The sequence below is a fragment of the Stenotrophomonas sp. GD03654 genome, assembly GCF_029845105.1.
In the GTDB taxonomy this organism is placed as follows: Bacteria; Pseudomonadota; Gammaproteobacteria; order Xanthomonadales; family Xanthomonadaceae; genus Stenotrophomonas; species Stenotrophomonas africana.
In genome coordinates this window covers 1-25,898 of the sequence record NZ_JAOCLC010000003.1, presented here as the reverse complement: position 1 = coordinate 25,898, position 25,898 = coordinate 1, and the positions used below count along the sequence as shown (strand labels likewise).

20 protein-coding genes and 1 pseudogene are annotated in these 25,898 nt (G+C 67.6%); 8 read left to right on the top strand and 13 right to left on the bottom strand.

Going from position 1 to position 25,898, the window contains the following annotated elements:
- Nucleotides 1-118 precede the first annotated feature (118 nt).
- The gene (locus tag N5J73_RS01970; RefSeq protein ID WP_049446644.1) at nt 119-1,117 is read left to right on the top strand and encodes a polysaccharide lyase; all 999 of its coding nucleotides are present in this window, start codon (nt 119-121) and stop codon (nt 1,115-1,117) included.
- Nucleotides 1,118-1,127: 10 nt separating this feature from the next.
- Here N5J73_RS01970 and agp read toward each other — a convergent pair whose 3' ends face one another.
- The 3 genes from agp to N5J73_RS01955 all read right to left on the bottom strand — a co-directional run bounded on the left by agp (nt 1,128) and on the right by N5J73_RS01955 (nt 5,864).
- Complete coding sequence (gene agp, locus N5J73_RS01965; protein WP_049446646.1) at nt 1,128-2,339, bottom strand: bifunctional glucose-1-phosphatase/inositol phosphatase; 1,212 nt, start codon at nt 2,337-2,339, stop codon at nt 1,128-1,130.
- Entirely contained in the window at nt 2,336-4,168 is a 1,833-nt protein-coding gene (smrA, locus tag N5J73_RS01960) for a multidrug efflux ABC transporter SmrA (RefSeq protein WP_049446647.1), read from the bottom strand. Before smrA ends, agp begins: the two co-directional genes overlap by 4 nt.
- Nucleotides 4,169-4,301: 133 nt before the next feature.
- Entirely contained in the window at nt 4,302-5,864 is a 1,563-nt protein-coding gene (locus N5J73_RS01955; protein WP_164078506.1) for a serine hydrolase, read from the bottom strand.
- Between the two features lie 110 nt (nt 5,865-5,974).
- Here N5J73_RS01955 and N5J73_RS01950 point away from each other — a divergent pair, with 110 nt between their 5' ends.
- Genes N5J73_RS01950 through N5J73_RS01940 form a run of 3 tightly spaced genes read left to right on the top strand, consistent with a single transcriptional unit; the run spans nt 5,975 to nt 8,228 of the window.
- Nucleotides 5,975-6,418 (top strand): VOC family protein, encoded by a 444-nt coding sequence (locus N5J73_RS01950; protein WP_049446651.1) that lies wholly within the window; start codon nt 5,975-5,977, stop codon nt 6,416-6,418.
- The gene (locus tag N5J73_RS01945) at nt 6,415-7,230 is read left to right on the top strand and encodes a DUF72 domain-containing protein (RefSeq protein ID WP_049446653.1); all 816 of its coding nucleotides are present in this window, start codon (nt 6,415-6,417) and stop codon (nt 7,228-7,230) included. The genes N5J73_RS01950 and N5J73_RS01945 overlap by 4 nt, the downstream gene beginning before the upstream one ends.
- A 50-nt stretch (nt 7,231-7,280) precedes the next feature.
- The gene (locus tag N5J73_RS01940; RefSeq protein WP_057500159.1) at nt 7,281-8,228 is read left to right on the top strand and encodes a DMT family transporter; all 948 of its coding nucleotides are present in this window, start codon (nt 7,281-7,283) and stop codon (nt 8,226-8,228) included.
- 30 nt (nt 8,229-8,258) lie between these two features.
- Here N5J73_RS01940 and N5J73_RS01935 read toward each other — a convergent pair.
- The 6 genes and pseudogenes from N5J73_RS01935 to N5J73_RS01910 form a co-directional block, all read right to left on the bottom strand.
- Nucleotides 8,259-9,420 (bottom strand): annotated as a pseudogene (locus N5J73_RS01935) (AAA family ATPase).
- A 122-nt stretch (nt 9,421-9,542) separates the two neighbouring features.
- A complete protein-coding gene (locus N5J73_RS01930; protein ID WP_049445040.1) occupies nt 9,543-10,613 on the bottom strand; it encodes a sensor domain-containing diguanylate cyclase in 1,071 nt (356 codons plus the stop codon).
- Between the two features lie 117 nt (nt 10,614-10,730).
- Nucleotides 10,731-11,453: a pseudouridine synthase gene (locus tag N5J73_RS01925; RefSeq protein ID WP_049445038.1), complete on the bottom strand. Its 723-nt coding sequence runs from the start codon at nt 11,451-11,453 to the stop codon at nt 10,731-10,733.
- A 34-nt stretch (nt 11,454-11,487) separates the two neighbouring features.
- Complete coding sequence (locus tag N5J73_RS01920) at nt 11,488-13,152, bottom strand: diguanylate cyclase (RefSeq protein ID WP_049445036.1); 1,665 nt, start codon at nt 13,150-13,152, stop codon at nt 11,488-11,490.
- A 110-nt stretch (nt 13,153-13,262) separates the two neighbouring features.
- Complete coding sequence (locus tag N5J73_RS01915) at nt 13,263-15,686, bottom strand: EAL domain-containing protein (protein ID WP_049445034.1); 2,424 nt, start codon at nt 15,684-15,686, stop codon at nt 13,263-13,265.
- Nucleotides 15,687-15,904: 218 nt separating this feature from the next.
- On the bottom strand, nt 15,905-17,851 hold the full coding sequence (locus N5J73_RS01910; protein ID WP_049445032.1) for a DEAD/DEAH box helicase: 1,947 nt from the start codon (nt 17,849-17,851) through the stop codon (nt 15,905-15,907).
- Between the two features lie 267 nt (nt 17,852-18,118).
- On the opposite strand from N5J73_RS01910, the gene N5J73_RS01905 reads away from it, so the two are divergent.
- A complete protein-coding gene (locus N5J73_RS01905; RefSeq protein WP_012479588.1) occupies nt 18,119-18,340 on the top strand; it encodes an RNA-binding S4 domain-containing protein in 222 nt (73 codons plus the stop codon).
- Between the two features lie 11 nt (nt 18,341-18,351).
- On the opposite strand, the gene ubiM is transcribed toward N5J73_RS01905, so the two are convergent.
- The 4 genes from ubiM to N5J73_RS01885 all read right to left on the bottom strand — a co-directional run bounded on the left by ubiM (nt 18,352) and on the right by N5J73_RS01885 (nt 21,779).
- On the bottom strand, nt 18,352-19,530 hold the full coding sequence (ubiM, locus tag N5J73_RS01900) for a 5-demethoxyubiquinol-8 5-hydroxylase UbiM (protein ID WP_049445028.1): 1,179 nt from the start codon (nt 19,528-19,530) through the stop codon (nt 18,352-18,354).
- A gap of 80 nt (nt 19,531-19,610) precedes the next feature.
- Nucleotides 19,611-20,000 carry an MAPEG family protein gene (locus N5J73_RS01895; RefSeq protein ID WP_049445026.1) on the bottom strand — a complete coding sequence of 130 codons (390 nt, stop codon included), beginning with the start codon at nt 19,998-20,000 and terminating at the stop codon, nt 19,611-19,613.
- Between the two features lie 11 nt (nt 20,001-20,011).
- Nucleotides 20,012-20,557, bottom strand: coding sequence for a DUF4019 domain-containing protein (locus tag N5J73_RS01890; protein WP_049445024.1), 546 nt, complete (start codon nt 20,555-20,557; stop codon nt 20,012-20,014).
- A 58-nt stretch (nt 20,558-20,615) separates the two neighbouring features.
- Complete coding sequence (locus tag N5J73_RS01885) at nt 20,616-21,779, bottom strand: hypothetical protein (RefSeq protein WP_049445022.1); 1,164 nt, start codon at nt 21,777-21,779, stop codon at nt 20,616-20,618.
- A 399-nt stretch (nt 21,780-22,178) separates the two neighbouring features.
- On the opposite strand from N5J73_RS01885, the gene N5J73_RS01880 reads away from it, so the two are divergent.
- From N5J73_RS01880 to N5J73_RS01870, 3 genes are all read left to right on the top strand, one after another.
- Nucleotides 22,179-23,657 (top strand): DNA-3-methyladenine glycosylase 2, encoded by a 1,479-nt coding sequence (locus N5J73_RS01880; RefSeq protein WP_049445020.1) that lies wholly within the window; start codon nt 22,179-22,181, stop codon nt 23,655-23,657.
- The gene (locus N5J73_RS01875) at nt 23,654-24,145 is read left to right on the top strand and encodes a methylated-DNA--[protein]-cysteine S-methyltransferase (protein WP_049445017.1); all 492 of its coding nucleotides are present in this window, start codon (nt 23,654-23,656) and stop codon (nt 24,143-24,145) included. The genes N5J73_RS01880 and N5J73_RS01875 overlap by 4 nt, the downstream gene beginning before the upstream one ends.
- A 418-nt stretch (nt 24,146-24,563) precedes the next feature.
- On the top strand, nt 24,564-25,814 hold the full coding sequence (locus tag N5J73_RS01870; RefSeq protein ID WP_049446771.1) for an ectonucleotide pyrophosphatase/phosphodiesterase: 1,251 nt from the start codon (nt 24,564-24,566) through the stop codon (nt 25,812-25,814).
- Nucleotides 25,815-25,898: the final 84 nt, after the last annotated feature.

Below are 25,898 nucleotides of genomic sequence, written 5' to 3'. Positions count from 1 at the left end.
TGAGCTTCAGGCGCCGCTCCGGCCCTGAATACTTGCAAACCGGGCCTGTGCGGCCTCACAGCTGGCAAACGACTCCGGGCGCATCGTTCGCATCGCCTCCCCGTCCCTGCAGGTTCCCATGCCCTCCCCGGTGCTACGCCTTGGTCTCCTCTCCGCTGCCTTGGCGGCCGCTCCTGCCTTCGCCGCCTGCCCCCCGCCGCCGCCCGGCCAGCCGGACATCCGCGCTCTTGGCTACTACACCGACAAGGTGGGCTCGGTCATCGACCCGGCACTGCAGCAGCAGAACAAGGATGCCACCGCGCCACTGGACCGCTATGCCGCCGACGTGGCGCGCATGAGCGATGACTACCTGCGCAACGGCGACCCGGCGGCGGCGAAATGCACGCTGGCGTGGCTGGGTGCATGGGCCGACGATGGCGCCATGCTCGGGCAGATGATCCGGGTCAACAACGACCAGTCGTTCTACATGCGGCAATGGATGCTCGATGCAGTGGCCATGGCCTACCTGAAAGTGCACGACCAGGCCGATGCCCGGCAGCGAGCACGCATCGACCCATGGCTGCAGAAGCTGGCACGGGCCAACCTGGCGTACTGGGACAGCCCGAAACGGCGCCGCAACAACCACTACTACTGGGGCGGCCTGGGCGTACTGGCCACCGGCCTGGCCACCGACGACGATGCGCTGTGGCAGGCCGGCCACGCGGCATTCCAGAAAGGCATCGATGACATCCAGGACGATGGCAGCCTGCCGCTGGAGATGGCCCGAGGACAACGTGCCCTGCACTACCACGACTACGCATTGGCGCCGCTGGTGATGATGGCCGAGCTGGCACGACTGCGCGGCCAGGACTGGTATGCCAGCAAGGGCCATGCCATTGACCGGCTTGCCCGCAGGGTCATCGGGGGCAGCAACGACCCGGTGTGGTTCAACCAACACACCGGTGTGGCACAGCTGCCACTGCATGCCAGCGGCTGGGTCGAGTTCTACCGGCTGCGCTCACCCGATGGCGGGCTGTTTGATGCCGCGCATGCACGCGGACCGTTCCATTCCCCACGGCTGGGTGGCGACCTTACGTTGATGGCCACCCATGGCATCGTACGCACACCGCTGCGATAGACCCTTGTTTTCAGCGATGGGCGCGCTGCAGCAGCTGCTGGAACTGCACGCTGCTGCAACCCACTGGATCGCAGCCTGGCAATGGCAGCACGACACGGCCCGGCGGATGCGCTTCCGTCAACGGCAGCGCATCGCGCAACTGCGCAGTGGTCGGGTAGACGTAGGCCAGGCGGAAACGCCCGCCACCGCTTCGGCGATCACGCCAACGCTCGAACTGCAGCAGGCCGCCGATCGGCGTCTTCTCGTACTGCCCTGGCAGGGTGTAGTCGCTGATTCCCAGCGCGGCGAGCACGGACCCGATGTTGGAGTCATGGCCGACCAGCAGGGTCACCCTCGGCGTTGCCGGGTCTTCGAACAGCGCGCCCAATCGTTCCAGCAGCGGTCCGGCCACATCCCGCGCCACCTCGGGCGTTCCGAACAGGATGTCCTGGTAGCGGTTGCGGATCTGCGCAAGCGCCTGCCATTGCGCCTCGGTGGTCAGCCGACCCCAACCTTCGCGCGGGATGCCACTGCCCTGGTAGTGCTCCATCAACAAGGCATCGACCAGCCCGCTGGCCAGGGCCAGTGAGCCGGAAGCGCGTGGCTCCCTGCCCGACTCCGCACTGAAGGTCGTGTCGGCCGGCATCAGATGGCAATCCCTGCGCCCCGCACAGGCCGCCGACTGCGGATAGCGGGTGATCTCCTCCACCACGGACAGTGCCGGTGCCAGATCGGATGTGGACAACGCCTGCTGCATCGCCGACACCGCACGTGCGCGGAACGCCGCGTCATCGCGGTGGATCACCGGATTGAACAGCGGGTCCATCGTACCCAGTGGCATGCGTTGCTCGACCGCAACATGGCAGCCCGGGAAGGCACCGGCAACGAAGAACTGTGCGGTGGCCTGGGTACGCTGCAAGCTGTTGGCATGGGCGTGGAAGTCAGACGGCTGTGGGCAATCCGAGCCCGGCAACAGCTGCGCCTGACGCAGCCACTGGCCCATGTAGCGGCCCATGTAGACCTCCAGCACGCCGCCCTTGGTGGTCAGCTCGCCTGCCGCCACTTCCCAGCCTGGCCAGCGTTCCGGAGTGGCGTTGGCCAAGGCACCCGACGCCACCACCGGCGCACGCAGGTTATGGCGGCTGAGCAGGACCACCTGCTCGAGCTGGTCGCCTTCCGCGGGTGCCGGTGCGGTGGCTGCGGCCGTGGTCGCCAGACTGAGGGCCAGCAGCAGAGCAATCATTGATCGGCAGCCACGAAACCCCCGGTCTGCCGCGCCCACAACCGCGCGTACAGGCCACCGGCCGCAATCAGCTCGGCATGGGTGCCGGTCTCGACAATGCGGCCCTGATCCATCACCACCAGCCGGTCCATGCGTGCGATGGTCGACAGCCGGTGCGCGATCGCGATCACCGTCTTGCCGCCCATCAGCTGATCCAGGCTGTCCTGGATCGCCGCTTCCACCTCCGAGTCCAGCGCCGAGGTCGCTTCATCCAGTACCAGGATCGGCGCATCCTTCAGCAGCACGCGGGCAATGGCGATGCGCTGGCGCTGGCCACCGGACAGCTTCACGCCGCGCTCGCCCACGTGCGCGTCGTAGCCACGACGCCCCTGCCCGTCCACCAGCGAATCGATGAAGGCTTCGGCACGCGCCTTGGCAACGGCTGCGCGCAGCTGCTCATCGGTTGCGTCAGGACGGCCGTACAGCAGGTTGTCGCGGATCGAGCGATGCAGCAGCGAGGTGTCCTGGGTGACCACGCCGATCTGCTGGCGCAGGCTTTCCTGGGTGACGTACGCAATGTCCTGGTCGTCGATCAGGATGCGGCCGCTTTCCAGGTCGTACAGGCGCAGCAGCACGTTGACCAGGGTCGACTTGCCGGCACCGGAGGGACCGACCAGGCCGATCTTCTCGCCCGGCTTCACCACCAGGTCGAGGCCGGCGATCACACCGCCCTTCTTGCCGTAGTGGAAGTGGATGTCCTGGAAGTGCACGCCGCCACGGGTCACCTGCAACGGCACCGCATCCTCGCGGTCCTGCACGGTCAGCGGCTGGGCGATGGTGGTGATGCCGTCCTGCACCGTGCCGATGTCCTCGAAGATGCCATTGATGGTCCACATGATCCAGCCGGACATGTTGTGAATGCGGATCACCAGGCCGGTGGCCAGCGTTATCGCACCGACGGTGATGTGGCCGCCATTCCACAGCCACAGTGCCAGCCCGCAGGTGCCGACGATCAGGAAGCCGTTGACGATGGCGATGGTCAGGTCCATGCCGGTGGTGATGCGGGTCTGCGCGCGGTGCTTGACCGCCAGTTCCTGGATCGACTCGGCCACGTACGCCTGCTCGCGGCCACCATGGGCGAACAGCTTCAACGTGGGAATGTTGGTGTAGCCATCGACGATGCGGCCCATCGCCTTGGAACGCGCTTCGGACGCAATCCAGGCCCGTTCCTTCGCGCGCGGCACGAAGTAGGCCAGGATCACCGCGTAGGCCAGCAGCCACAGGATCAGCGGCACCATCAGCCGCCAGTCGGCCTGCGCGAACAGATACAGCGCGGTGCCGGTGTAGACCACGATGTACCAGAGCGAATCGACCATCTGCACCGCCGATTCGCGCAGCGAAGTACCGGTCTGCATCACCCGGTTGGCGACACTGCCGGCGAAGTCGTTCTGGAAGAAGCTCAGGCTCTGCCGCACCACGTAGTTGTGCATCAACCAGCGCGAGCGGTTGCTCAGGCCGGGCACGATGGCCTGGTTGACCAGCAGGTTGTGCAGGCCGACCAGGATCGGCCGCGCGACGACCGTGATGAACAGCATCCAGCCCAGTTCATTGGCGTGGCGCTTGAAGAAATCCGCACCGGGCTGCTCGGCGACCATGTCGACGATGCGGCCCAGGTAATCGAACATCGCCACTTCCACCAGCGCCAGCAGCAGGCCGGCGATGAGCGTGGCCAGCAGCACCGGCCACACCGGGCGCAGGTAGTGCAGGTAGAAGGGCAGCACCTTGCGCGGCGGCATGCGCCCGTCCACGGGCGGGAACACCGGAATCAGGGATTCAAACCAACGGAACATTGCACTCCCTCGCCTCTTGCAAGCGGCGAAGTATCCCACGCCGGATGTGTACGCCAGCCGATGATCACCGCTCCGCCCCTGGTAGTCGCCCACCTTGGTGGGCGCCGTGCCGCATGCCGACCAAGGTCGGCATCTACCGTTCAGTCGGGGTGAACAACAGGTCCTGGAAATCGAAGCTGAAATCGGTCAGGTCGGAGATCGACTGCATGCGCACCTCGCGTACCTTGCCGTCCGGGTCCAGGCTGAAGTTCACGAACGCGTCGGCGTTGAGCGAACGGTCGTCCCAGCGCACGATGAAGGTGTCGTGCTGCCAATGCTCCAGCCGGCCGCTCAGCTGCGCGGTCTTCATGAAGCGCAGGCGCAGGCCCTTGCCCTCGGCACTGATCTGCATGTCGCCATACCAGCGGTCACGGAAGGTACCGGTGTAGCCGGCCAGTGCCAGCGACGGCTTGCTGCCCTTGTCGCGCGCGCTCTGGTGCTTGGCCCAGGCCTCGTCGGCCTTGTCCTGGCCCTTGGCCACGGCCTTGGCATAGGCGTCCACCCAGTCGTGCTTTTCGCCGCCCAGATAGGCATCCAGCACGCTCAGGGTGATCGCGTTGAACGCCGCGCCCACTTCCTGGTTGGTCAGTACCACCACGCCCAGCTTCTCGCCCGGCACCAGGGTCAGCCGCGAAACCATGCCCGGCCAGCCACCGGTGTGCCAGACCAGCTTCTGCCCGCGGAAATCGCTCAGGCTCCAGCCTTCGCCGTAGCCGGCAAAGTTGGCCCGCGCCGGCGCCAGCTCCGGCACGCTTGGCGCCGGGATCGACTGCGGCGTGATCATCCGCCACATCTGCTGCTGGCTCTTCTCGCTGAACAGCGCGGTGCCATCGGCCAGCTTGCCCTCGGCCAGCTGCACCTGCATCCAGCGCGCCATGTCGTGCGCACTGGAATAGATGCCACCGGCGCCGGCATTGTTCGACCACGTCAGCGGTGCAACGGTGCGCAGGTCCTTGAAATCGTACTTGGCGTGGCCGACCGCAGCCTTGTCGCCCGGCTTCAGATGATCGGCGTTGTAGCGTGTGCCGGCCATGCCCACCTTGTCGAAGATGCGGGTCTGCAGGAACTGCTGGTAGCTCATGCCGGAGACATGCTCGATCACCTGCTGGGCGACTGCGTACAGGATGTTGTCGTACGCATAGCTCTCGCGGAAACCGCCCTTCAGCGGCACCTTGCCCAGCCGCTCCACCACTTCGGCGTTGCTGTAGGAGGTGGTCGGCCAGAACAGCAGGTCACCGGCGCCCAGGCTCAGCCCGCTGCGATGCGACAGCAGGTCGCGGATCGTCATCTGGCCGGTCACGAACGGGTCGGACATGCGGAACGACGGCAGGTGGTCGATCACCTTGTCGTCCATCTTCAGCTTGCCATCCTCGGCCAGCAGGTTCAGCGAAGTGGCGGTGAAGGCCTTGGTGTTGGAAGCGATGGCAAACAGCGTATCGGCCTGCACCGGCTCCGGTTTGCCCTGCTCACGCACGCCCCAGCCACGCTCCAGCACCACCTCGCCATCCTTGACTACCGCCACGGCAATGCCGGGCACGTCGAACTGCGCGCGCACGCGCTCGACAGTCGCATCCAGCTCCTGCAGCTGCGCCGGGGTGGCAGCGCTCGCCATGGTCGTGCACGCCAGCAGCACGGCTCCTCCAATCCAGGGTTTCATCCAGCACGATCTCCGAACAGGGGTGGCGGCCATGTGCAGGCCGTCACCGGGGTTTCGCGGGATGGTAACGGTCTGCGGCGCACCCTGCCCTGTGCCATAGGAGGGGTGTCATGGGCGGGAACGGCCAACCGGGCAACGGCTCCACCATCATTCCGTGCCTGCGCTATCGCGACGCGCAGGCCGCCATCGACTGGCTGCAACGCGCCTTCGGCTTCCATGCCCAGGCCGTGTATGCCGACGGCGATACGGTATTCCACGCGCAGCTGACCTTCGGCAGCGGCATGATCATGCTCGGCTCGGCCAGCAATCAGAGCGCATGGAGCGAACACGCGGCGATGCCCGATGAGGTCGACGGCCGCCAGACCCAGAGCGCCTGTGTGATCGTCACCGATACCGATGCCCACTATGCGCGGGCGAAGGCCGCCGGTGCCCGCATCGTCATCGACATCGCCGACCAGGACTATGGCGGGCGCGGCTACGCCTGCGCCGACCCGGAAGGCTATCTGTGGTGGTTCGGCAGCTACGACCCGTGGCGCGCGGACCACGGCCAGTGACCACGGCCTCCCGACAGGCCGCGATCCGCTGCGGCATCGGTGGCTGGGTGTTTCCCGAATGGCGTGGCGGCGTTTTCTACCCCGTGGGCCTGCCGCAGCGTGAAGAACTGGCCCATGCCAGCCGTGCCCTGCGTTGCATCGAAATCAACGGCACCTTCTACCGCACGCCCACCGCGGCGCAGTGCGCGCAGTGGGCCGCACAGACGCCGGAAGGCTTTCGGTTTTCGATGAAGGCGCCACGCTACCTGGTGCAGCGCCGCGACCTGTCCAGCACCGTAGAGGCAGCCGCGCCCTTCCTGCAGGCGGCGATTGCGCTCGGTGACCGGCTTGGCCCGTTGCTGTGGCAGTTCGATCCACGCCACCCGGCCGACGCCGATGCATTGGGCGCCCTGATGGCGCAGCTGCCGAAGCAGCTGCAAGGAGTGCCGCTGCAGCATGCGCTGGAGGTCCGCAACGCGGAGGCACATGGCCCGGCACTGGTCGACGCCGCGCGCCGCCACGGCGTGGCGCTGGTGATCGAAGACAGTGACGAGGCGCCATTGCATGGCGATGTCAGTGCCGGCCTCGTCTATGCGCGGATCAAGCGCAGCCAGGCCCGCTTGAACGAGGGCCTGCCGGCGCCCGTGCAGCAGCGCTGGGCCGAACGCGCGCAGCGTTGGGCGCGCGGCGAACCGGTGGACGATCTGCCCTGCCTGGCCGGACCGGCACCGTCAGAGCCGCGCGAGGTGTACCTGCTGTGCATCGGCGCGGGCAAGGCACGCAATCCCGCGGCGGCGATGGCCCTGCAGCGGCGGGCGGACGCCCCCGGGTAATTCCCCACGCGGATAGCGCTACGGTCATCGGCTTGCTTCACAATAGGCGGATGAGCACACCCGACACCCGCAAAGCGCTGTGGCAGATCCACTTCTGTGTCCTGCTGTGGGGCGTCACCGCCATCCTCGGCAAGCTGATCACCCTGCCCGCGCTGCCGCTGGTGTGGTGGCGCATGCTGCTGGTGACGGCGATGCTGGCCCTGCTGCCGCGGGTCTGGCGCGGGTTGCGCACGCTGCCCTTGCGCCTGGTGGCAGGCTACGCCGGCATCGGCGCGCTGGTCGCCCTGCACTGGCTGACGTTCTACGGCGCGGTGAAGCTGGCCAACGCCTCGGTGGCCGCCACCTGCATCGCGCTGGCGCCGGTGTTCACGTCAATCATCGAGCCGTGGGTGGCCAAGCGGCCGTTCCAGCTGCGTGAACTGGCGTTCGGCCTGGCGGTGCTGCCCGGTGTTGCACTGGTAGTCGGTGGCGTGCCCGATGGCATGCGCCTGGGTGTACTGATCGGCGCGATATCGGCGCTACTGGTGGCGGTGTTCGGCTCGCTCAACAAGCGCATGGTCAGCCACGCCGATCCCCTTACGGTCACTGCGCTGGAGCTCGGTGCCGGCACCCTCACCCTGACCCTGCTGGCACCGCTGATGCCCTACCTGCTGCCTGCGCTGGCCAGCCCATTGTGGGTGGTCCCGGACCTGCACGACGGCATCCTGCTGCTGGTGCTGGCCGGGTTCTGCACGCTGTTGCCGTTCGCCCTGGCCCTGGTTGCGCTGCGCCACCTGAGCGCCTACACGGTGCAGCTGGTGACCAACCTGGAACCGGTCTACGCGGTGGTGCTGGCGGTGGTGCTGCTGCGCGAGCAGCACGAGGTCACCCCATGGTTCTACCTGGGCGTGGCGATCATCGTCGGCGCAGTGTTCCTGCATCCGCTGCTCAATCGCCGCAGGCCGGTGCAGCATCCGGAAATCCTTGGCACGGCCGAGGCGCGCAACATCGCTGATTGAGCGCGTCCACCCCGGGCGTGGATGGCTGTATCAACGCTGCGGCCAGTGCCATGCCGGGGCATCCAGCAGGCCCTGCCCACTCAACAGCGTGCGGCCCTGTTCCTTGTGCAGGTGCAGCGAATGACAGCCGGGCGCCTGCTCCAGTGCTGCGATCAGGCGGCTCGCGTGTGAGACCACCCACACATGGCTGCGCGCACTGGCCGCGATGATCAGCCGCGCCAGCGCCGGCAGCAGGTCCGGATGCAGGCTGGTCTCCGGCTCGTTGAGCACCAGCAGCGGCGGCGGGCGTGGCGTGTGCAGTGCCGCGGCCAGCAGCAGGAAGCGCAGCGTGCCGTCGGACAGTTCGGCCATCGACAACGGCCGCAGCAACCCCGGCTGGTGGAAGCGCAGGGCCAGTCGACCGTCCAGCTCTTCGAAGCCGACCGTGGCGCCGGGGAACGCATCATCGACGCTGCGAGCCAACGCGACCGGATCCCCGACCTCGAGAATGGTCACCCAGGCCGCCGCCAGATCCCGGCCGTCGTGATGCAGCACCGGCGTGCGCGTGGCCATCGCCGGTTGTCGCGCCGGGGCATGGGCGTCGCTGCGGAAATGGTCGTAGAAGCGCCAGCGACGGATGTACTCGCGCAAGGCGATGGTTTCCGGCATGCGCTGCGGATCGCCGACCTGGGTGAACAGGCTGTCGAACAGCGACAACCGGTCATCGACCAGATCCCAGCCGCGCGAATGGCGCTGCCGCACCATCGCCCCACGACGATCAACCAGCAGGTTGGCGCTGCGCAGGAACGGCCCGGCCCAGATCGCCTCGGCCTTGATCTGCGGATCCAGCGCAAACGCGGAACGGCTGGGGGGGGGGGTACCCCAGGTCGATGGCATAGCCGAACTCGTCGGTGGTGAAGCCCAGCTTCAGCCCCACCGACGCCTGCCGGGGCCCGCCCTGCAGCGGGATCTCGCCGGCCGCAACCCGGCGATCGATGGATTCGGGGCCGGCCCACAGCGCCGAACCAAGCCCCCCTTCGCGGGCCAGCACCGCCGCCACCCCGCCCTGGGCGGTTTCCGCCAACAGGCGCAGCGCACGGTACAGGCTGGATTTGCCACTGCCGTTGTCGCCGGTAACCACATTCAACGGCTTCAGCGGCAGCACCAGTCCATGCAGTGAACGATAGTGGGCGATGGCGAGGGTCTGCAGCATGGTCGGCATCCGTGGGAACAGATGCGCCATGCTGGCTGGCCAAGGTCGCAGGGGGTGCGACGCGACGGTATTGAATCGGCCACAGCGTCCACGCGTGGCGTGGATCTACCGGGCGGGATGTTTCAGCCCGCCAGCTCCACCCGGTTGCGGCCGTTGCCCTTGGCCCGGTACAGCGCCTTGTCGGCGCGTGCCAGCGTGTCATCCACGCTTTCACCGGGCTGGTGCTGGGCCACACCAATACTGATCGTGATCGGGAATCCCAGCGGAAGGTCTGCCACCGCCAGGCGCAGGAACTCGCATTGCAGTTCGGCCGTGCGCAGATCAGTGCCCGGCATCACCGCCACGAACTCTTCGCCGCCATAGCGCGCCGCCATGCCACGGCCAGCGAAGTGCGAGCGCAGCAGCACGCCCAGCTCGGCCAGCACCCGGTCGCCGGTGGCGTGTCCCTGGAAATCGTTGATGTGCTTGAAGTGATCGATGTCCAGCAGGGCCACGCAGGCCACTCCCGGTTGCCCATCGATCTCCGCCACCGCCTCTTCCAGTGCCACCGCCATCGCGCGACGGTTCGGCAGACCGGTCAGCGCATCGGTGCGGCTCTGCTCGGCCAGGTCGGCATTCTGCGCCAGCAGCACGTCCTGGTACTCCGACAGCAGGCGCTCGTAGTCATCGCGTTCCAGCATGTGCTTCTGGATGTCGAGCGCGAAACGGCGCAGCTCCATCACCAGCATCACCTGCCGTGACAGAGCGGCCAGTGCCTCGGCCTTGTCGCTGGGCAGCTGCTGCGGATGTGCATCGAACACGCACAACGTACCCAGTGGCAGGCCATCGGAACTGATCAGTGGCGCACCGGCGTAGAAACGGATGTGCGGGTCACCGGTCACCACCGGGTTGTCGTGGAAGCGGATGTCCTGCAGCGCATCCTCGACCACCATGATTTCCTGCGGCTGCAGGATGGCGTGGCCACACATCGATTCGCTGCGCAGGTTCTCTGCCGCGTCGATGCCCTGGATCGACTTGAACCACTGCCGTTCGACATCGATCAGGGTCACCGCCGCCATCGAGGTACCGCAGACCGCCTTGGCGATCGCCACCAGGTCGTCGAATGACTTCTCGCGCTGCGAATCAAGGATCCGGTAGCGGTACAGCGCCTCGAGCCGAAGGGCTTCGTTGGCAGGCTTGTCGGGCTTGATCATGCAGCGTCACATTCCGGCAGGTCACTGCGGAGTCTAGCCGATGTAGAGCCGAGCCCATGCTCGGCTGCACCCGGACAAAAGGGCAGCCGAGCATGGGCTCGGCGCTACAGATGCCGTTTACCAGTCCAGCTGCTTCGGCAGCAGGCCCTGCAGTTCCTGCTCGGTCAGGTTGCGCCACTGGCCCGGCTTCAGCGCGCCGATCTTGATGTTGTCGATGCGCACGCGGCGCAGCTGGGTTACGCGATAGCCGAATTCGGCGGCCATCAGGCGGATCTGCCGGTTCAGGCCCTGCTGCAGGATGATGCGGAAACCGAACTTGGCGATGCGCGAGGTCTTGCACGGCAGCGTCATCTGGTCGTGGATGCGCACGCCGCGCGCCATGCCACGCAGGAACTCATCGGTCACCGGCTTGTTCACCGCCACCAGGTACTCCTTCTGGTGGCCGTTCTCGGCACGCAGGATCTGGTTGACGATGTCGCCGTTGCTGGTCATCAGGATCAGGCCTTCGGATTCCTTGTCCAGGCGCCCGATCGGGAAGATGCGCTGTTCGTGGCCAACGAAGTCGACGATGTTGCCCTTGACCGAGGTTTCGGTCGTGCAGGTGACGCCCACCGGCTTGTTCAGCGCGATGTAGACGTGGCGGCGGGCGCCGGGCTTGCGTGCCACGCGCGCGCGCAGCGGTTGGCCGTCAACCAGCACCTGGTCTTCCTCGCCCACCACCGCACCGGTGCCGGCCGGGTGACCGTTGACGGTGACGCGGCGGGCGGCGATCAGGCGATCGGCCTCGCGGCGGGAGCAGAAGCCGGTGTCGGCGATGTGTTTGTTGAGTCGGGTGGTCATCGCCCTATTATCCGGCATCGCCGCCCGCTGCGCCTCATGCCGGGCCGGGCGGATCGAGCTCTTCACCGTCGAACACACGGTTGCGACCCGCGCGCTTGGCCACGTACATGGCGTGGTCGGCCCGCCGCAGCAGTGCCGCCAGGTCATCCTCGCCCGGCCGCCACTGTGCCAGGCCGATGCTGGCGGTCACCTCCAGCCCCGCTACCTGCAGCGCCAGGCCGGCCTCGGTGATGCGCTGGCGAAGGCGGTCCAGCCGCGCCGATGCCGCCTCACGCGGCATGCCCGGCATCAGCAGCAGGAACTCCTCGCCGCCCATCCGCACCACCTCGTCCTGGCTGCGCACCGCCGTGCGCAGAGCCCGCGCGACGGCCACCAGCACCTGGTCGCCGACCGCGTGCCCATGGCGGTCGTTGATGTCCTTGAACAAGTCGATGTCGAGGAAGCCGATCACCAGCGGCCCTCCCTCGCGGTTGACACGCTCCAGATGCCGCCCCAGCTGCTGCAGGCCGGCACGACGGTTGGGCAGGCCGGTCAGGCCATCGGTCTCGGCCAGCTGGCGCAACTCGTCACGTTGCTGGCGCAGGCGGCCAAGCCGCTGGTTCAGGGCGTAGGCCGCCATCATCAACAACCAGGTCACCGCCAGCTGCAGCGCCTCCACCCGGTACTCCAACAGCCACTGCGCACCGCAGGCATCGGCGATGATCAGTGCCAGCATCGGTGCCAGCGCGGCTAGACCCGCCTGCGACCAACGGTCGCCGCGCCAGCGTGCCCATATGCCGACCAGCAGCGCCAGGCCGCACCCGGACAGATAGGACACCTGCAGGCCCTGTGCGACCCAGGCCAGATGCTCCCAGCGCAGCCACGGCACCAGCGCGGCCAGCGCCATCAGGGTCCACAACACCAGCAGCTGGGCCGGGCGCGATCGGGGCAGCACGCGGTCGCCTCCGTTCAGCCGCCACAGCGCCGGTAGCACCAGCGCCTGCGAGGCCGCGGTCAACGACAGCAGCCACCTCGCGCCATGTTCCCCCACCGGCAGCCAGGGTTCCGGGTAACCACTGAGCCCACCGAGGATGGCCTGCCACAGCACCATCACTGTGGTGCCGGCGACATAGACCAGGAAGCTGCGATCGCGCGTGGTCAGGAAGGCCATCAACGCCGACAGCGCCAGTGCGATCGCCACGGCGATGCAGGCGGCACGCATCAGCAGTCGGGCGGTGTCGTTCTGCTGCACCGGGCTGGGCGCGCCCAGCCGCAGGGTCGGTACCCAACGTGCCTTCAGCGGTGTCTGCCAAGAGACCAGGAACGGCTCATGGCTGCCGGCCGGTGGTACCGCCACCAGGCCGATGCCGGCCCGGAAACGTGAATCGCGGGTGCGCGCGTCGTGCATGTTGCCGCAGATCTCGCGGTCACCGTGCTGCACCCGGACTTCACCGGCAAACACGTTGAACACGTCCAGCGCCTGTGGCTGGCCCGACCAGCCTTCCGGCGGAGCCGGTACCAGCACGTGCTGGCGGGAGCCGGACAGCATCTGCGGCGTGCATGCCCGATGTGGCGTTGGTTCGTCGGTGGCGCCTCCCACCAGCAGATAATCGCGGCCCGACACGGCCACGGCGCCCTGAAGCGGCCACGGCATCGCCAACCACGCCAGCAGTACGACCAGCACCGCCCCTGTTCCGTACTGCCACTGCCTGCCGCCCACGCCACATCCTGTTGTCGCTTACGCCCGCGCCCACTGCACGTCGCCCCTGGCGCGCATTATCGCAGCCGGACGTGCGCCGCAGGTGTAGACCAAAGTCGCCGCCGCGCCGTTCAGCCCGCCGCCGGCGGCCCCTTCACCGCGACCAGCCGCACCGGGCGCAGATCGGCCAGGGTCATCCGCTCCAGCGGCTGCGGGCGCTCGATCGCATAGCCCTGCAGGCCCTGTACGCCGAGGCGGGTCAGTGCCCCGGCCACCTCCGTGGTCTCCACCCACTCGGCCACCACTTCCATCTGCAGCTCGCGCCCGAGCTCGCTGATCGCACGCACCGTGGCGTGGCTGACAGGGTCGGTATCCATGTCGCGCACGAAGGCACCGTCGATCTTCAGGATGTCCGCCGGCAGCTGGCGCAGGTAGCCGAAGGAAGACAGACCAGAGCCGAAGTCATCCAGCGCCATCCGGCACCCCCGTGCCTTCACCGCATCGATGAAAGCGCGGGCCTGGCTGAGGTTGCTGATCGCTGCGGTCTCGGTGATCTCGAAGCACAACTTGGAGGCCAGCGCGCGGTTGCGCTCGAGCAGGTCGCAGACGAAGGCGAGGAATCCCGGCTCGGCGATCGACTGCGCGGACACGTTGACGTTGCACAGGCCCAGCTGCCGCACGTGTGCCGGACACACCTGCAGGTGGCGGAACAGCAGCCCGAGCACATGACGATCCAGCGCCACCGCCATGCCATAGCGCTCCACCGCGGGCATGAACTGGCCGGGCAGATGCAGGCTGCCATCGGTACCACGCATGCGCACCAGCACCTCGTAATGCAGGTAGGACGGATCACCCACGCGGGCGATGCGCTGTGCATACAGCACCATGCGGTTCTCGGCCATCGCCAGGCTGACGCCCTGCAGGCGCTCGGCCTCCTGCCGCCGTTCTTCCAGCGCCATGCGGTTTTCGTTGAAGCAGTGCACGCGGTTGCGCCCGGCCTGCTTGGCTGCATAACAGGCGCTGTCGGCGGCACTCATCAACCAGTTCACGTCCGGCGCATCGGCACTGACTTCCACCACGCCGATGCTGCAGCTCAGCTGCGGACTGCCCTCGCTGATCGGGAAGGTGGCCTGGCCCAGGTTGCGGATCACCCGCTGCAGCACGCGCTTGGCCTCGTCCTGCCCGGCATGGGCGAGAAACACCGCGAACTCGTCGGCGCCAAGCCGGCCGACCCAGTCGCCGTCACGTACCGCAGCCACCAGATAGTCGGCGAAACTGCGCAGCATCTGATCACCGGCGGCGTGGCCGAAGCTGTCGTTGACCAGCTTGAAGTGGTCCAGGTTGATGTAGCACAGCGAATGCGTGCCGCCCTCGCTGCGCACCTGCAGCAGCGAACGTTCCAGCAGCCGCTCGATCTCGCGACGGTTGATCAGGCCGGTCAGCGGATCGTGGCTGGCGTGATGCTCGATCTCACGTGCCAATGCATGGTTCTGGCTGACATCCTCGATGATCGCAAACACCGACAGGCCACCTCCCGCGCTGCGCACGCCGGTGCCACTCCAGCGCCCCCACACCAGGCTGCCATCGCGGCGGCAGAAGCGCAGTTCACTCGGCCGCAGCTGCCGGTCCCAGTCGATGCGGCCGACGCCATCGATGACCAGTTCGCCTTCCATCAAAAGATCGCCGAGCGACATCTGCAGCAGCACGTCGCGTCGGTAGTCGAGGATATCGGCCATCGCCTGGTTGCCTTCGATCACCTTGCCTTCGGTGTCGAGCTTGAGCATGCCGACGTTGGCCTGGTAGAAGGCGGCGCGGAAGCGGCTTTCGTGCTCGGTCAGATCCTTGCCGACGCGACGCGCGAGGGCCACCGCCATCAGGCTGATCGCCAACACCGACAGGCCACCGACCACCAGCGTCGCGATCCGCACCATCGTGGCCATGCGCAGCAACGCTTGCGAAAATGCCTGCGCCTGCACCTGCAGCCGCCGGTCCAGATCACGCAGCTGTTGCAGGTAGCGATCACGGACAGGCGCAGGCAAAGCGCCTTCGCCATGCCGCAGCTGCAGCTCGTCGACCAGGCGCTGCACCGCCATCAGGTCACCATCGGTCTGCCGCCACAAGGCGGTCGCCTCGCGGAACGCACCGATGTCACGTGCATGGCGGAAGGAGAACACCAGCCGTGGAATGTCGGCGCGTGCGTTGCCGCCCTGCAGGAACCCCTGCCTGGCTTTGGCTTCATCCGGCTCGGCCTGTTCCAGCGCCAACCGCGCCTGCAGATCGCCCAATGGCACCTGCAGGGCCTGGCGTGCGTCGTTCAGGTCCTGGGCATCCCGCCGCGCCAGGTAGCGGCTGAGCGCAGCGGTGGCTTCCTGCTGACCACGCGACCAGTAGCCCTGGCCGGCGATCCAGGCGGTGGAGGCCGCCTGCAGTTCCTGGATCAGGGCGGACAGTGCGACCAGTCCGATCGCCATGCCCGTCAACAACGCGAATCGCAGTCCCAGCCCACGGGTCATCGGTACCCGCCGGCCCTGCTGGTCCGTGCCACTTCTACCCATCCCGGATCCCCCCGAATGTGCTGCGGTGACAACCTACCTTGGAACCCGGCCAGCCTAGGACCGGCCATGTGTGGGCCATGCGAAAAAGGGGACGGAGGGGATTAAGTCGTTTTCGGCATAAGCGCGTGGCCTGCCATTTACGACTTAATCCCCTCCGTCCCCTTTATCTGTACGCCAGCCCGGAGGCTGGCGTTGTTGCGGACGGCTGCGGGTGCGGCTTAGAAGCTACGCGGGCCGCGCGGCTTGAAGCCGTCACGACGCGGCGGGCGGCTGTCGCGATCACCGCCGCGGTCGCCACCATGGCCACCCGGGCCGCCCGGGCCGCCACGACGCGGGCCACCCGGGCCACCCGGACCGCGCTTGTCAAAGCGCGGCTTGAACGGACGCGGGGCCGGGTTGGTGTCTTCACCCGGGGCCAGCGCACGCATCTGCAGCTGCTGGCCCGACACCCAGACCTTCTGCAGGTGCGACAGCACGTCCGACGGCATCTGCGCCGGCAGGTCCAGCAGCGAGAAGTCGTCGTGGATGTCGATGCGGCCGATGAAGCGGCTTTCCAGGCCGGCTTCGTTGGCGATGGCGCCGACGATGTTGGCCGGCTTCACGCCATGCTGGTGGCCCACCGAAATACGGTAGGTCTCCATGCCCTGCTCCGGCGCACCGCGCGGCGGAACCTCACGGCGCGGACGCTGCTCGAAACCACCTTCGGCGTCATCGCGACGCGGGCCACGCTCGAAGCGCGGCCCCCGCTCGTTGCGGTCGAAGCGATCACCACGCTCCGGACGGTCACCACGGTCGAAGCGTTCGCGCGGCGCGCGCTCTTCACGCGGGGCACGCACCGGCGGCTGCAGCAGGAACGGGGTATCACCCTGCAGCATCTTGGCCAGCGCGGCGGCCACTTCGATGGCCGGCACGTTCTGCTCGCTCTCGAAGCGCTCCAGCAGCTGGCGGTAGAAGTCCAGGCCACCGGCGCCGAGGGTCTCGGTGATGCGCGTGGTGAACTTGTTGATGCGGTTGTCGTTGACCGCTTCCACGCTCGGCAGCTGCATCTCTTCGATCGGCTGGCGGGTGGCGCGTTCGATCTGGCGCAGCATGCCCTTCTCGCGCGGGGTGGCGAACAGGATCGCCTCGCCGCTGCGGCCGGCACGGCCGGTACGGCCGATGCGGTGCACGTAGCTTTCAGTGTCGTACGGGATGTCGTAGTTCAGCACGTGGCTGATGCGCTCCACGTCCAGGCCGCGGGCAGCCACGTCGGTGGCGACCAGGATGTCCAGCTTGCCTTCCTTCAGCATGGCGATGGTGCGCTCACGCTGGGCCTGCTGCATGTCACCGTTGATGGCGGCAGCGGCCAGGCCACGGGCCTGCAGCTTGCTGGCCAGTTCTTCGGTGCCGGCCTTGGTACGCGCGAAGATGATCATCGCGTCGAACGGCTCGACTTCCAGGATGCGGGTCAGCGCGTCCAGCTTGTGCATGCCGCTCACCCACCAGTAGCGCTGGCGGATGTTGGCCGAAGTGGTGGTCTTGGCCTGGATGGTGACCTCGACCGGATCCTGCAGGTAGGTCTGCGCGATGCGACGGATCTGCGGCGGCATGGTGGCCGAGAACAGGGCCACCTGGCGCTGCTCCGGCAGCTTCTTCAACACGGCTTCGACGTCGTCGATGAAGCCCATGCGCAGCATTTCATCGGCTTCGTCCAGCACCAGGGTCTTCAGCTCGGACAGGTCCAGGGTGCTGCGGTCCAGGTGATCGATCACGCGGCCGGGGGTACCGACCACGATGTGCACGCCACGGCGCAGGGCCGACAGCTGCTGGCCGTACGGCTGGCCGCCGTACACCGGCAGCACACGGAAGCCCGGGATCTTCGACGAATAGGACTGGAACGCCTCGGCGACCTGGATGGCCAGCTCGCGGGTCGGTGCCAGGATCAGGGCCTGCGGCTTGATCTGCTGCAGGTCGATGTTGGACAGTACCGGCAGCGCGAACGCTGCGGTCTTGCCGGTGCCGGTCTGGGCCTGGCCCAGCACATCGCGGCCTTCCAGCATCGCCGGGATGGTGGCGGCCTGGATCGGCGACGGAGTTTCGTAGCCGATGGCGGTGACTGCCTGCATGACAGGCTCGGACAGGCCGAGCTGCGCGAACTGCAGCGGCGCTTGGGATTCTTGGGACATGGGGAACTCCAAAGACACTGCCGTCTTCCTGGCAGTGCGATAAAAAAGGTGATGGTCCGCGCTTTGGGCGCCCTTCTTATCGCGTGCCCTGGCGCTGCTCGGTCGGAGGAGATTTCACTCACTCAGAGCGGAATCATACCGCATTGATCCTGAACGAGGCATACAGCTTTCCGGACGCGTGCTGTCAGGCCCCGCGCTGGCGCACAATACGCGGCCTCTTCCGGCACGGCCACTGGCCTGCGCCCCCTCTCCCAGGAACCCCGCTCCATGCAGATTCTCGAATTCGACCTCGACGGCGACTACGTCGAACTCAAGCAGCTGCTCAAGCTGGCTGACCTGGTCACCAGTGGCGGCGAGGCCAAGATGGTCATCAGTGACGGCCAGGTGCGGGTCGACGGCGAAGTCGAACTGCGCAAGGCCTGCAAGATCCGCGCAGGCCAGGTAGTCGAATTCGCCGACAGCCAGATCCGCGTGCTGGCCGCCGGCTGATCTGAATCTGTTCAGGCCACGCGCTGGGTCAGGTGCGAGGCAATCAGCTGCCTGAACGGTGCCACGCCCTGCGCCAGGCGCAGGCCGGCTGCCCGCAGCAGCCGCGCCGGACCGCGATCGTCGGTGTACAGGCTGGCGATCGCATTGGTGGCTTCGTACAAAGGACGCGATGCCAGCCGATGACCGCGCTGATAGCTGGCCAGCATGCCGGCCGCGGCGATGTCGGCACCGCGGCGCTGCTGCTCGACGATGCCCTGCGCCAGCCGCTGTGCGCTGGCCAGTCCCAGGTTGAAGCCATGCGCGGTGACCGGGTGCATGCCGACGGCGGCATCGCCGATCAGCGCCGAACGCTCGCCGACAAAACGGTGCGCATACACACCCACCAGCGGATACGCCTGTGGCGTGGCCACTGGCTGCATGCGGCCCAAGCGGTGTTCGAAGCAACCGCTGATGGCTTCACCGAAGGCCACCTCATCCATCGCCAGCAGTTCTTCAATCTGCCGCGGCGGCAGCGTGATCACTGCTGATGCCTGGCCCTCGTTGAGCGGCAGCAACGCCATGGTGCGGCCGTAGCCGAACCATTCCCAGGCAGTGTGGTGATGGTCGCGCTCGACCTGCATGCGGCACACCAGCATGGACTTGCCGAAGTCACGCATCTGCGCACCGATGCCAAGCATGCGGCGGGTGGCGGAGAAGCGACTGTCAGCGGCCACCAGCAGCCGCGCATGAAGTTGGCTGCCGTCATCAAGTTTGACCAAGTGGCCCTGCGCATCGGCCTGCACGCCCTGCACCTTGCGCCCGTCGAACAATTCCAGGCCGTCCTGGTCCTGCACGGCATCCCATGCAGCACGGCGGATCAGATGGTTGGGTACCAGCCAGCCCAGCGGCTGGCCATCGACCTGGCTGCTGGCAAAGGTCAGCGCGAACGGCGAGCCGCCGTTCATCACCTTGGCATCGCGCAGCTCAGCGACTTCGGCCTGCGGCAGGCGCTGCCACAGCCCCAGCTGCTCCATGCTCTGCCGTGAGGCATGGGTCAGCGCGATCTCGCGGCCATCGAAGGCGGCTTCGGCCAGGGCCTGGCGCGGTTGAACTTCGACCAGCCCGACCTGCAGGCCGCTGCCGGCCAGCGCGCGCGCGAAGCACAGACCCGCCGGTCCGGCGCCGACCACCACCACGTCCATCCTGCGCATGCGCGCCTCCCGCCGTTGATTCAGTCCGGGCCAGCATAGCGCCGCGCACCTGAGCGGCCTTGATCTGGATCAGGCCCGGGTCACAACAGCGCGAACACCAGCGCCAGGATCGACAGCAGCGAGACCAGCCACACCAGGCTGCGCACGTAAGGCACGCCCGCGGCATACAGCGGCAGATAGACCACGCGCGCCCAGAAGTAGGCCTGCGCGGCCAGCGCCGTGGCATCGTTGCCGCGACCGGCCACCACCACTGCGATGGCGGCGGCGGCGAAGAACGGGAACGTCTCCAGGAAGTTGGCCTGCGCACGCTGCAGGCGACCGGCCAGCGCGCTGACCGGCTTCGCATCGCCATCGCGTGCCGAGGCATTCCACTTCATCCCGCGCTCGCGGGTGACCACGGTGGAGGTGGCAAAGATGTAGACGAAGCCCAGCAATACCGACCAGGCCAGCATCGTCAGTTCAGTTGCCATCGTTCATCTCCTCAGGGTGCCGACGCACGCAGGCTGTAGCCGGCCAGGCGCCACACCTTGTCCTCGTCGAATCGGAACGAGACCAGCTCGCGCACCGGCTGTGCGCTGTTGGCGAAACGGGTCGGGAAACTGACGTTGATGTACAGCCCTTCCGGCACCGCGGCACCAGCGCTGTACTTGACCCGGGTGATGGTCGGCTGGCCGCGGCCGGCCAGCGCACCCAGGCGCGTGCGCTCGGTGGTCAACTGGCTGACGAAGGCGGCCTTTGGTACTGCGCGGCGCGCGACGGCCGAAGCGCCATCCCACAATTCGCCGGCGCGGTTGGCATCAACCAGCTGCGCCGCCTTCACTGCAGCCGCGCCCATTTCCGCATCCTGTTTCTGCACCTGTGCCTGCTGCGCGGCGGTCAACGCCGGAGCGCCGGCCGTGGCCGGTTTCGCAGCCGCCGGCGAGGCCGGGGCCGGTCGCGCGGGTGCCGGGGCGGGCGTGGCCGGCGCAGGTGCCTGCGCCAATGCGGTCAGGGGCAGCAGGGACAGCAGCAGGAGCACGCGCTTCATGGACACCACCGGTCTTCTGGAGAGAACTGCAGTCTACGCCAGCACGGTGACTACGCTGTCAGCGTGCCGGAGCGTTGCCCTCCACCGCTGCCGCATCGGCCTGCGCGGCGGGCGCGGCGGTGTTCACTGGCGCCTGCTCGGCCACCGGCGGCGGCTCCGACGGTGCCGGTGGCAGCGTTGCCACATCGATCTCCGAAAGCGGGCTTTCTTCCGGGCATACCGCATCCGGGAAGCCGAAGCGCTGCTTCAACGCCTGGCCGCAGCTGTTGATCGATTCCATGTCGGCGCCTTCGCGCTTGCACTGCTGGTCGAAGGCAATCAGGAATGCGTCCTTGCGCTGCACGAAGTCATCGCCACAGGCGCGCATCTGCTTGATCCGTTCCAGATCGTCCTGCACCGCATTGGTGCCATCCAGGCCGTACTGACGCAGCTCGTCCGGGGTGAGCAGGCGCAGGCTGCGGTTGGGCACGGTCATCATCAGGTCGGCCACGCCCACCGCAACGCCGTTGCGCTGCAGATAGTCCTTCACGTTGTCGTAGACCTCGTGCAGCTCGCGGTTGAGTTCCGCGCGTGAGGTGGCCTTGGAGCTGATGCGCATCATGCGGTGGATGCCGACCTTGCCCGACAGCAGGCGGTTGTCGCCGGCGGCCAGCACGAACACGCAGGCGCTGTGGCAGATCGAGCCTTCGCGCACCCAGATGGTCCAGCCGGATTCACCGATGCTGTCACCGGCGACGATCGCCGATTCCACCTGGCCGCCGCTGGAATCCAGATCGAGGATGCGCTTGTGGATCTTCTGCTGGTCGGCGACCACCGCCAACCGCCACATCATCTCGGCGAAGCCCGGATTGATCTTGCCGGCGTAGCGCACGCGCATCAGGCCGCGCTCGGCGCACGGCGCCAGCGCCTGGGTGATCTGCTCGCGCTGCAGGCCTTCCAGTTCGACACCGTCGCCGGCATCGCCCGCATATTCCGTGCTGCAGCTGACCCAGGCGCGGCCATTCTCCAGCTGCGCCTGCGGCCACGGCCGATCCGCCCGGCTGCGCGGCGGCACCGGTGGTGGCGGTGCGTCGGCGGCATTGATCGACACCATGTTCTCGCCATCGCTGGCTGGCGCCCGCGCCGCCTTGTCGGCAGCCGTCACATTGCCCGGATTCTCCAGCTGACTGCAGCCCGCCAGGGCCAGGCACAACAAGGGCAACCAGCGGAGTTTGGCGGACATCGGGCAACCAGTCTTCACGTGAGCAAGAACCACAGTCTACCCGTCCGAGGCGCGCATTCAGCGCGCGGCACTGAACCCCTTCTGACCCTTGGGAAAGCGTGTCGACCAAGGTCGACACCTACCAGAGCGGGATGCCCTTCCGACAGATCGCAGGAACCTGTCGAAGGCGGGGTGGGTCCGGTTGCAGGGGCGTGAGCGCCATGGATGGCGCGACCGAGTTTACAAGGACGTACTTGCAGCGTCCCCTGCAACCGGACCCGCCCCGCCCTCCCGCGGGAAGCCGCTGTTGCTGTTGCTCTGGCCTCGGCGGGTGCAGGGCGCGGCCCTGCCAGAACCCCCTTCAGCATCCATGTCCGAATGTGGCGAGTATCCCCACCCGCACACGCCTAGACTGGCGCCATGGACACCGCCCTCGCCCTCGACACCGCCGCCTGCGACCGCGCCCGCCTCGCCCGCGACGCACGCTTCGACGGCGTGTTCTTCACCGCCGTGCGCAGCACCGGCATCTATTGCCGCCCCGTGTGCCCGGCACCGCCACCGAAGCCGCGCAACATCACCTACTACCCGACCGCCGCTGCGGCCGCCGCCGCCGGCTACCGCCCGTGCCTGCGCTGCCGCCCCGAGCTGGCACCGCAGGCGCAGCAGGCATTGGCCGGGCAGACCGTGCAGCGCGCCCTCGCGCTGATCCATGGCGGTTTCCTGCAGGACCAGCCGGTGGCCGATCTCGCAGAGAAGATCGGCCTCAGCGCGCGCCAACTGCAGCGCCTGTTCGTTGAACATCTGGGCGCGACGCCGGGACAGATCCACGCCACCCATCGCCTGCTGCTGGCCAAGCAGCTGCTGACCGAGACCACGCTGCCGGTGACCGATGTTGCGCTGGCCGCCGGCTACAACAGCCTGCGTCGATTCAATACCGCGTTCCTGCAGGGCTGCGGCATGGCACCGACGGCGCTGCGTCGCCAGCACCAGCCGCTGGCCGCCGATGACGGCTGCCTGGTACTGCGTCTGGTGTACCGCCCACCGTTGGATTTCCCGCGCATGCTGGCCTTCCTGCGCAAGCGCAGCCTGCCCGGCATCGAACTGATCGGCGAAGACAGCTACCAGCGCGTGCTCGGCACGCCGGAGCGCCCCACCCTGCTGCGCGTCACCGCCGACCCGAAGCGCCCAGAGCTGCGCCTGCAGCTGGGCGTGGTGGATCCGCGCCTGATTCCGGACATCGTGCGCCGCGTGCGTCGCGTATTCGATCTGGACGCCGACCTGCAGCAGGTGCACGCCGCGCTGGGCGAAGAACCCTTGCTGGCGCGTGGCATCGCCGAACGCCCCGGGCTGCGCGTGCCTGGCGGCTGGGATGGTTTCGAGGTCGGCGTACGCGCCGTGCTCGGACAGCAGGTCAGCGTGGCCGCGGCCACCACCTTCGCCCGGCGCCTGGTCGATGCCTATGGCGCACACCTGCCGGGCATGCCATCGGAGTTCGATCGCCAGTTCCCCGCGCCCGAGGTGCTGGCTGAGGCGCCGCTGGAATCGATCGGCCTGCCGCGCAGCCGCGCCGCCACCGTGCGTGCGCTGGCCGCTGCCTGTGCCAGCGGCGAGCTCGACTTCGGTCCCGGCCAGGCGCTGGAAGAATTCGTAGCGCGCTGCGTGGCACTGCCCGGCATCGGCCCGTGGACCGCGCGGTACATCGCCCTGCGCGGACTCGGCCAGCCCGATGCCTTCCCCGCCGGCGATCTTGTGCTGCAGCAGGTGCTCGGCCACGCGCAAGGCCAGCGCCTGAGCGAACGCGCGACCGAAGCACGCTCGCAGCCCTGGCGGCCGTGGCGCGCGTATGCCGTGCTGCACCTGTGGCACTTGTCCGGCACTTTCGTTGGAGAACCGACATGACCCTGTTGTTCGATCGTTTCGACAGCCCGATCGGCGTACTGACCATCGCCGGTGACGAACGTGGCCTGTCACACGTGCTTTTCCCCGAAAACCGCCATCCGGCACGCGGACGCGATGACTGGCACTACGCACCGGATGCGCTGCCGGAAGCGCGCGAACAGCTGCTGCAGTTCCTGCACGGCGAACGCAGCAGCTTCGACCTTGAACTGGCGCCACGCGGCACGCCGTTCCAGCTGCGGGTGTGGCGGGCGCTGGCACTGATTCCGTTCGGCCAGACCTGGAGTTACCTGCAGCTGGCGCAGCACCTCGGCCAGCCCAGTGCGACCCGCGCGGTCGGTGCCGCGAACGGCCGCAACCCGCTGCCGATCATCCTGCCCTGCCATCGCGTGATCGGCAGCAATGGAGCGCTGACCGGATTCGGCGGTGGACTGGAAACAAAGGCCGCGCTGCTGCGACTGGAACAACGCCAGGCCCCGCTGTTCGCTTGAGAGGGCTGGCCGGGCTGCGCCCGGCACCCGCAGAGGCAACCGCAACGGCCGAAGCAACAGCAGCATTCCGAGGCATGGCGTGGTGGGTCCAGTTGCGGGGGACGCCGTAAACCCGTCCATGGGGGCTTGGCCGCGGCATCCATGCCGCGGACACCCCCGCAACCGGACCCACCACGCCTTCGACAGATTCCTGCGATCTGTCGGGACGGCGCACTGCGCGGCTGCTGGTAGGTGTCGACCTTGGTCGACACGGTGGATCCACGCCATGCGTGGATGGAAGCAGCAGGGACATGAAAAGCCCCCGTCTTGTTGAAGGGCGCGCACCGACAGGTGCGGGGATAAGGAAAAATGCGCGGACTCGGCGCGCGATAGCGCGTCGTGTCTTGGGCGCGTCATTGCACGGGCTTATCATGCGCGGATGACTTCCGTACGCCTGACCTGCGCGCTGGCAATGCTGCTGCCATTGGCCGCCTGCACCACCGCGCCCGCCCCTTCCGCCTCCGTTCCCACACCCGTCGCTGCGGCCACGCCGCAGAAGCTGCTGCTGATCTCCATCGACGGCCTGCGTGCCGACGCGCTGGACCGCGGCCTGACCCCGAACCTGCAGCGACTGATCGACGGCGGCGTGCGTGCACGCTGGATGACCCCGTCCTATCCATCACTGACCTTCCCCAACCATTACACCATCGTCACCGGCCTGCGCCCGGACCACCACGGCATCGTCAACAACAGCATGGACGACGAAGCACTGGGCCGGTTCGAGCTGAGCAACCGCGACGCGGTCACTACCAGCGGCTGGTGGGGCGGCGAACCGATCTGGGTCGGCGCCGAGAATGCCGGCGTGCGTTCGGCTACCACGTCATGGCCGGGCAGTGAATCGGAAATCCGCGGCGTACGCCCCAGCCAGTGGCGCGTTTACGACGGCAAGGAGCCGCTGGAGCAGCGCGCCGGCATCGTGCTCGACTGGCTTGCACAGACCGACGCCGATGCACCGCGTCTCACCACCCTGTACATGGAACACGTGGACAAGGCCGGCCACAACTACGGGCCCGAGTCGAAGCAGTATGCCGACGCCATCGTGCGCGCCGACCAGATCGTCGGCCAGGTGCTCGATGGGCTGCAGCAGCGCGGCCTGGCCGCGACCACCAACGTGATCGTGGTCTCTGACCATGGCATGGCCAGCGTCCCGGTCGGCCAAGTGATCTCCACTGAATCGATGGCCGATCCGGCCATCGCGCGCAATGTCAGCCAGGGCCAGTCGGTGGGTTTTGCGCCGGTCGCCGGCCGCGAGGCGGAAGCCGAACGCGCCCTGCTCGGACGCCACGGGCACTACGAGTGCTGGAAGAAGGAGAACCTGCCGGCGCGCTGGCACTACGGCACGCATCCGCGGGTTCCGGCCATCGTCTGCGCCATGGACGAAGGCTGGGATGCCCTGCATCAGGAGAAAATCGCCAAACGCGACCATCAGGACCGCGGCTCGCATGGCTACGACAATGCCCTGCCCTCCATGCGCGCGGTGTTTGTGGCCGGCGGCCCGTCGTTCCGCCAGGGCCTGGTGATCGATGGCTTCGACAATGTCGACGTCTACCCGCTGCTGGCGCACCTGCTGCAGGTGCCGGCCGCGCCGAACGACGGCAATCCGGAAACGCTGAAGAAGACCCTGCGCTGACTTCCCTGTAGAGCCGAGCCCATGCTCGGCTGCATTGCGCCAGCCGAGCATGGGCTCGGCTCTACAACAACGTGCATAAAAAAA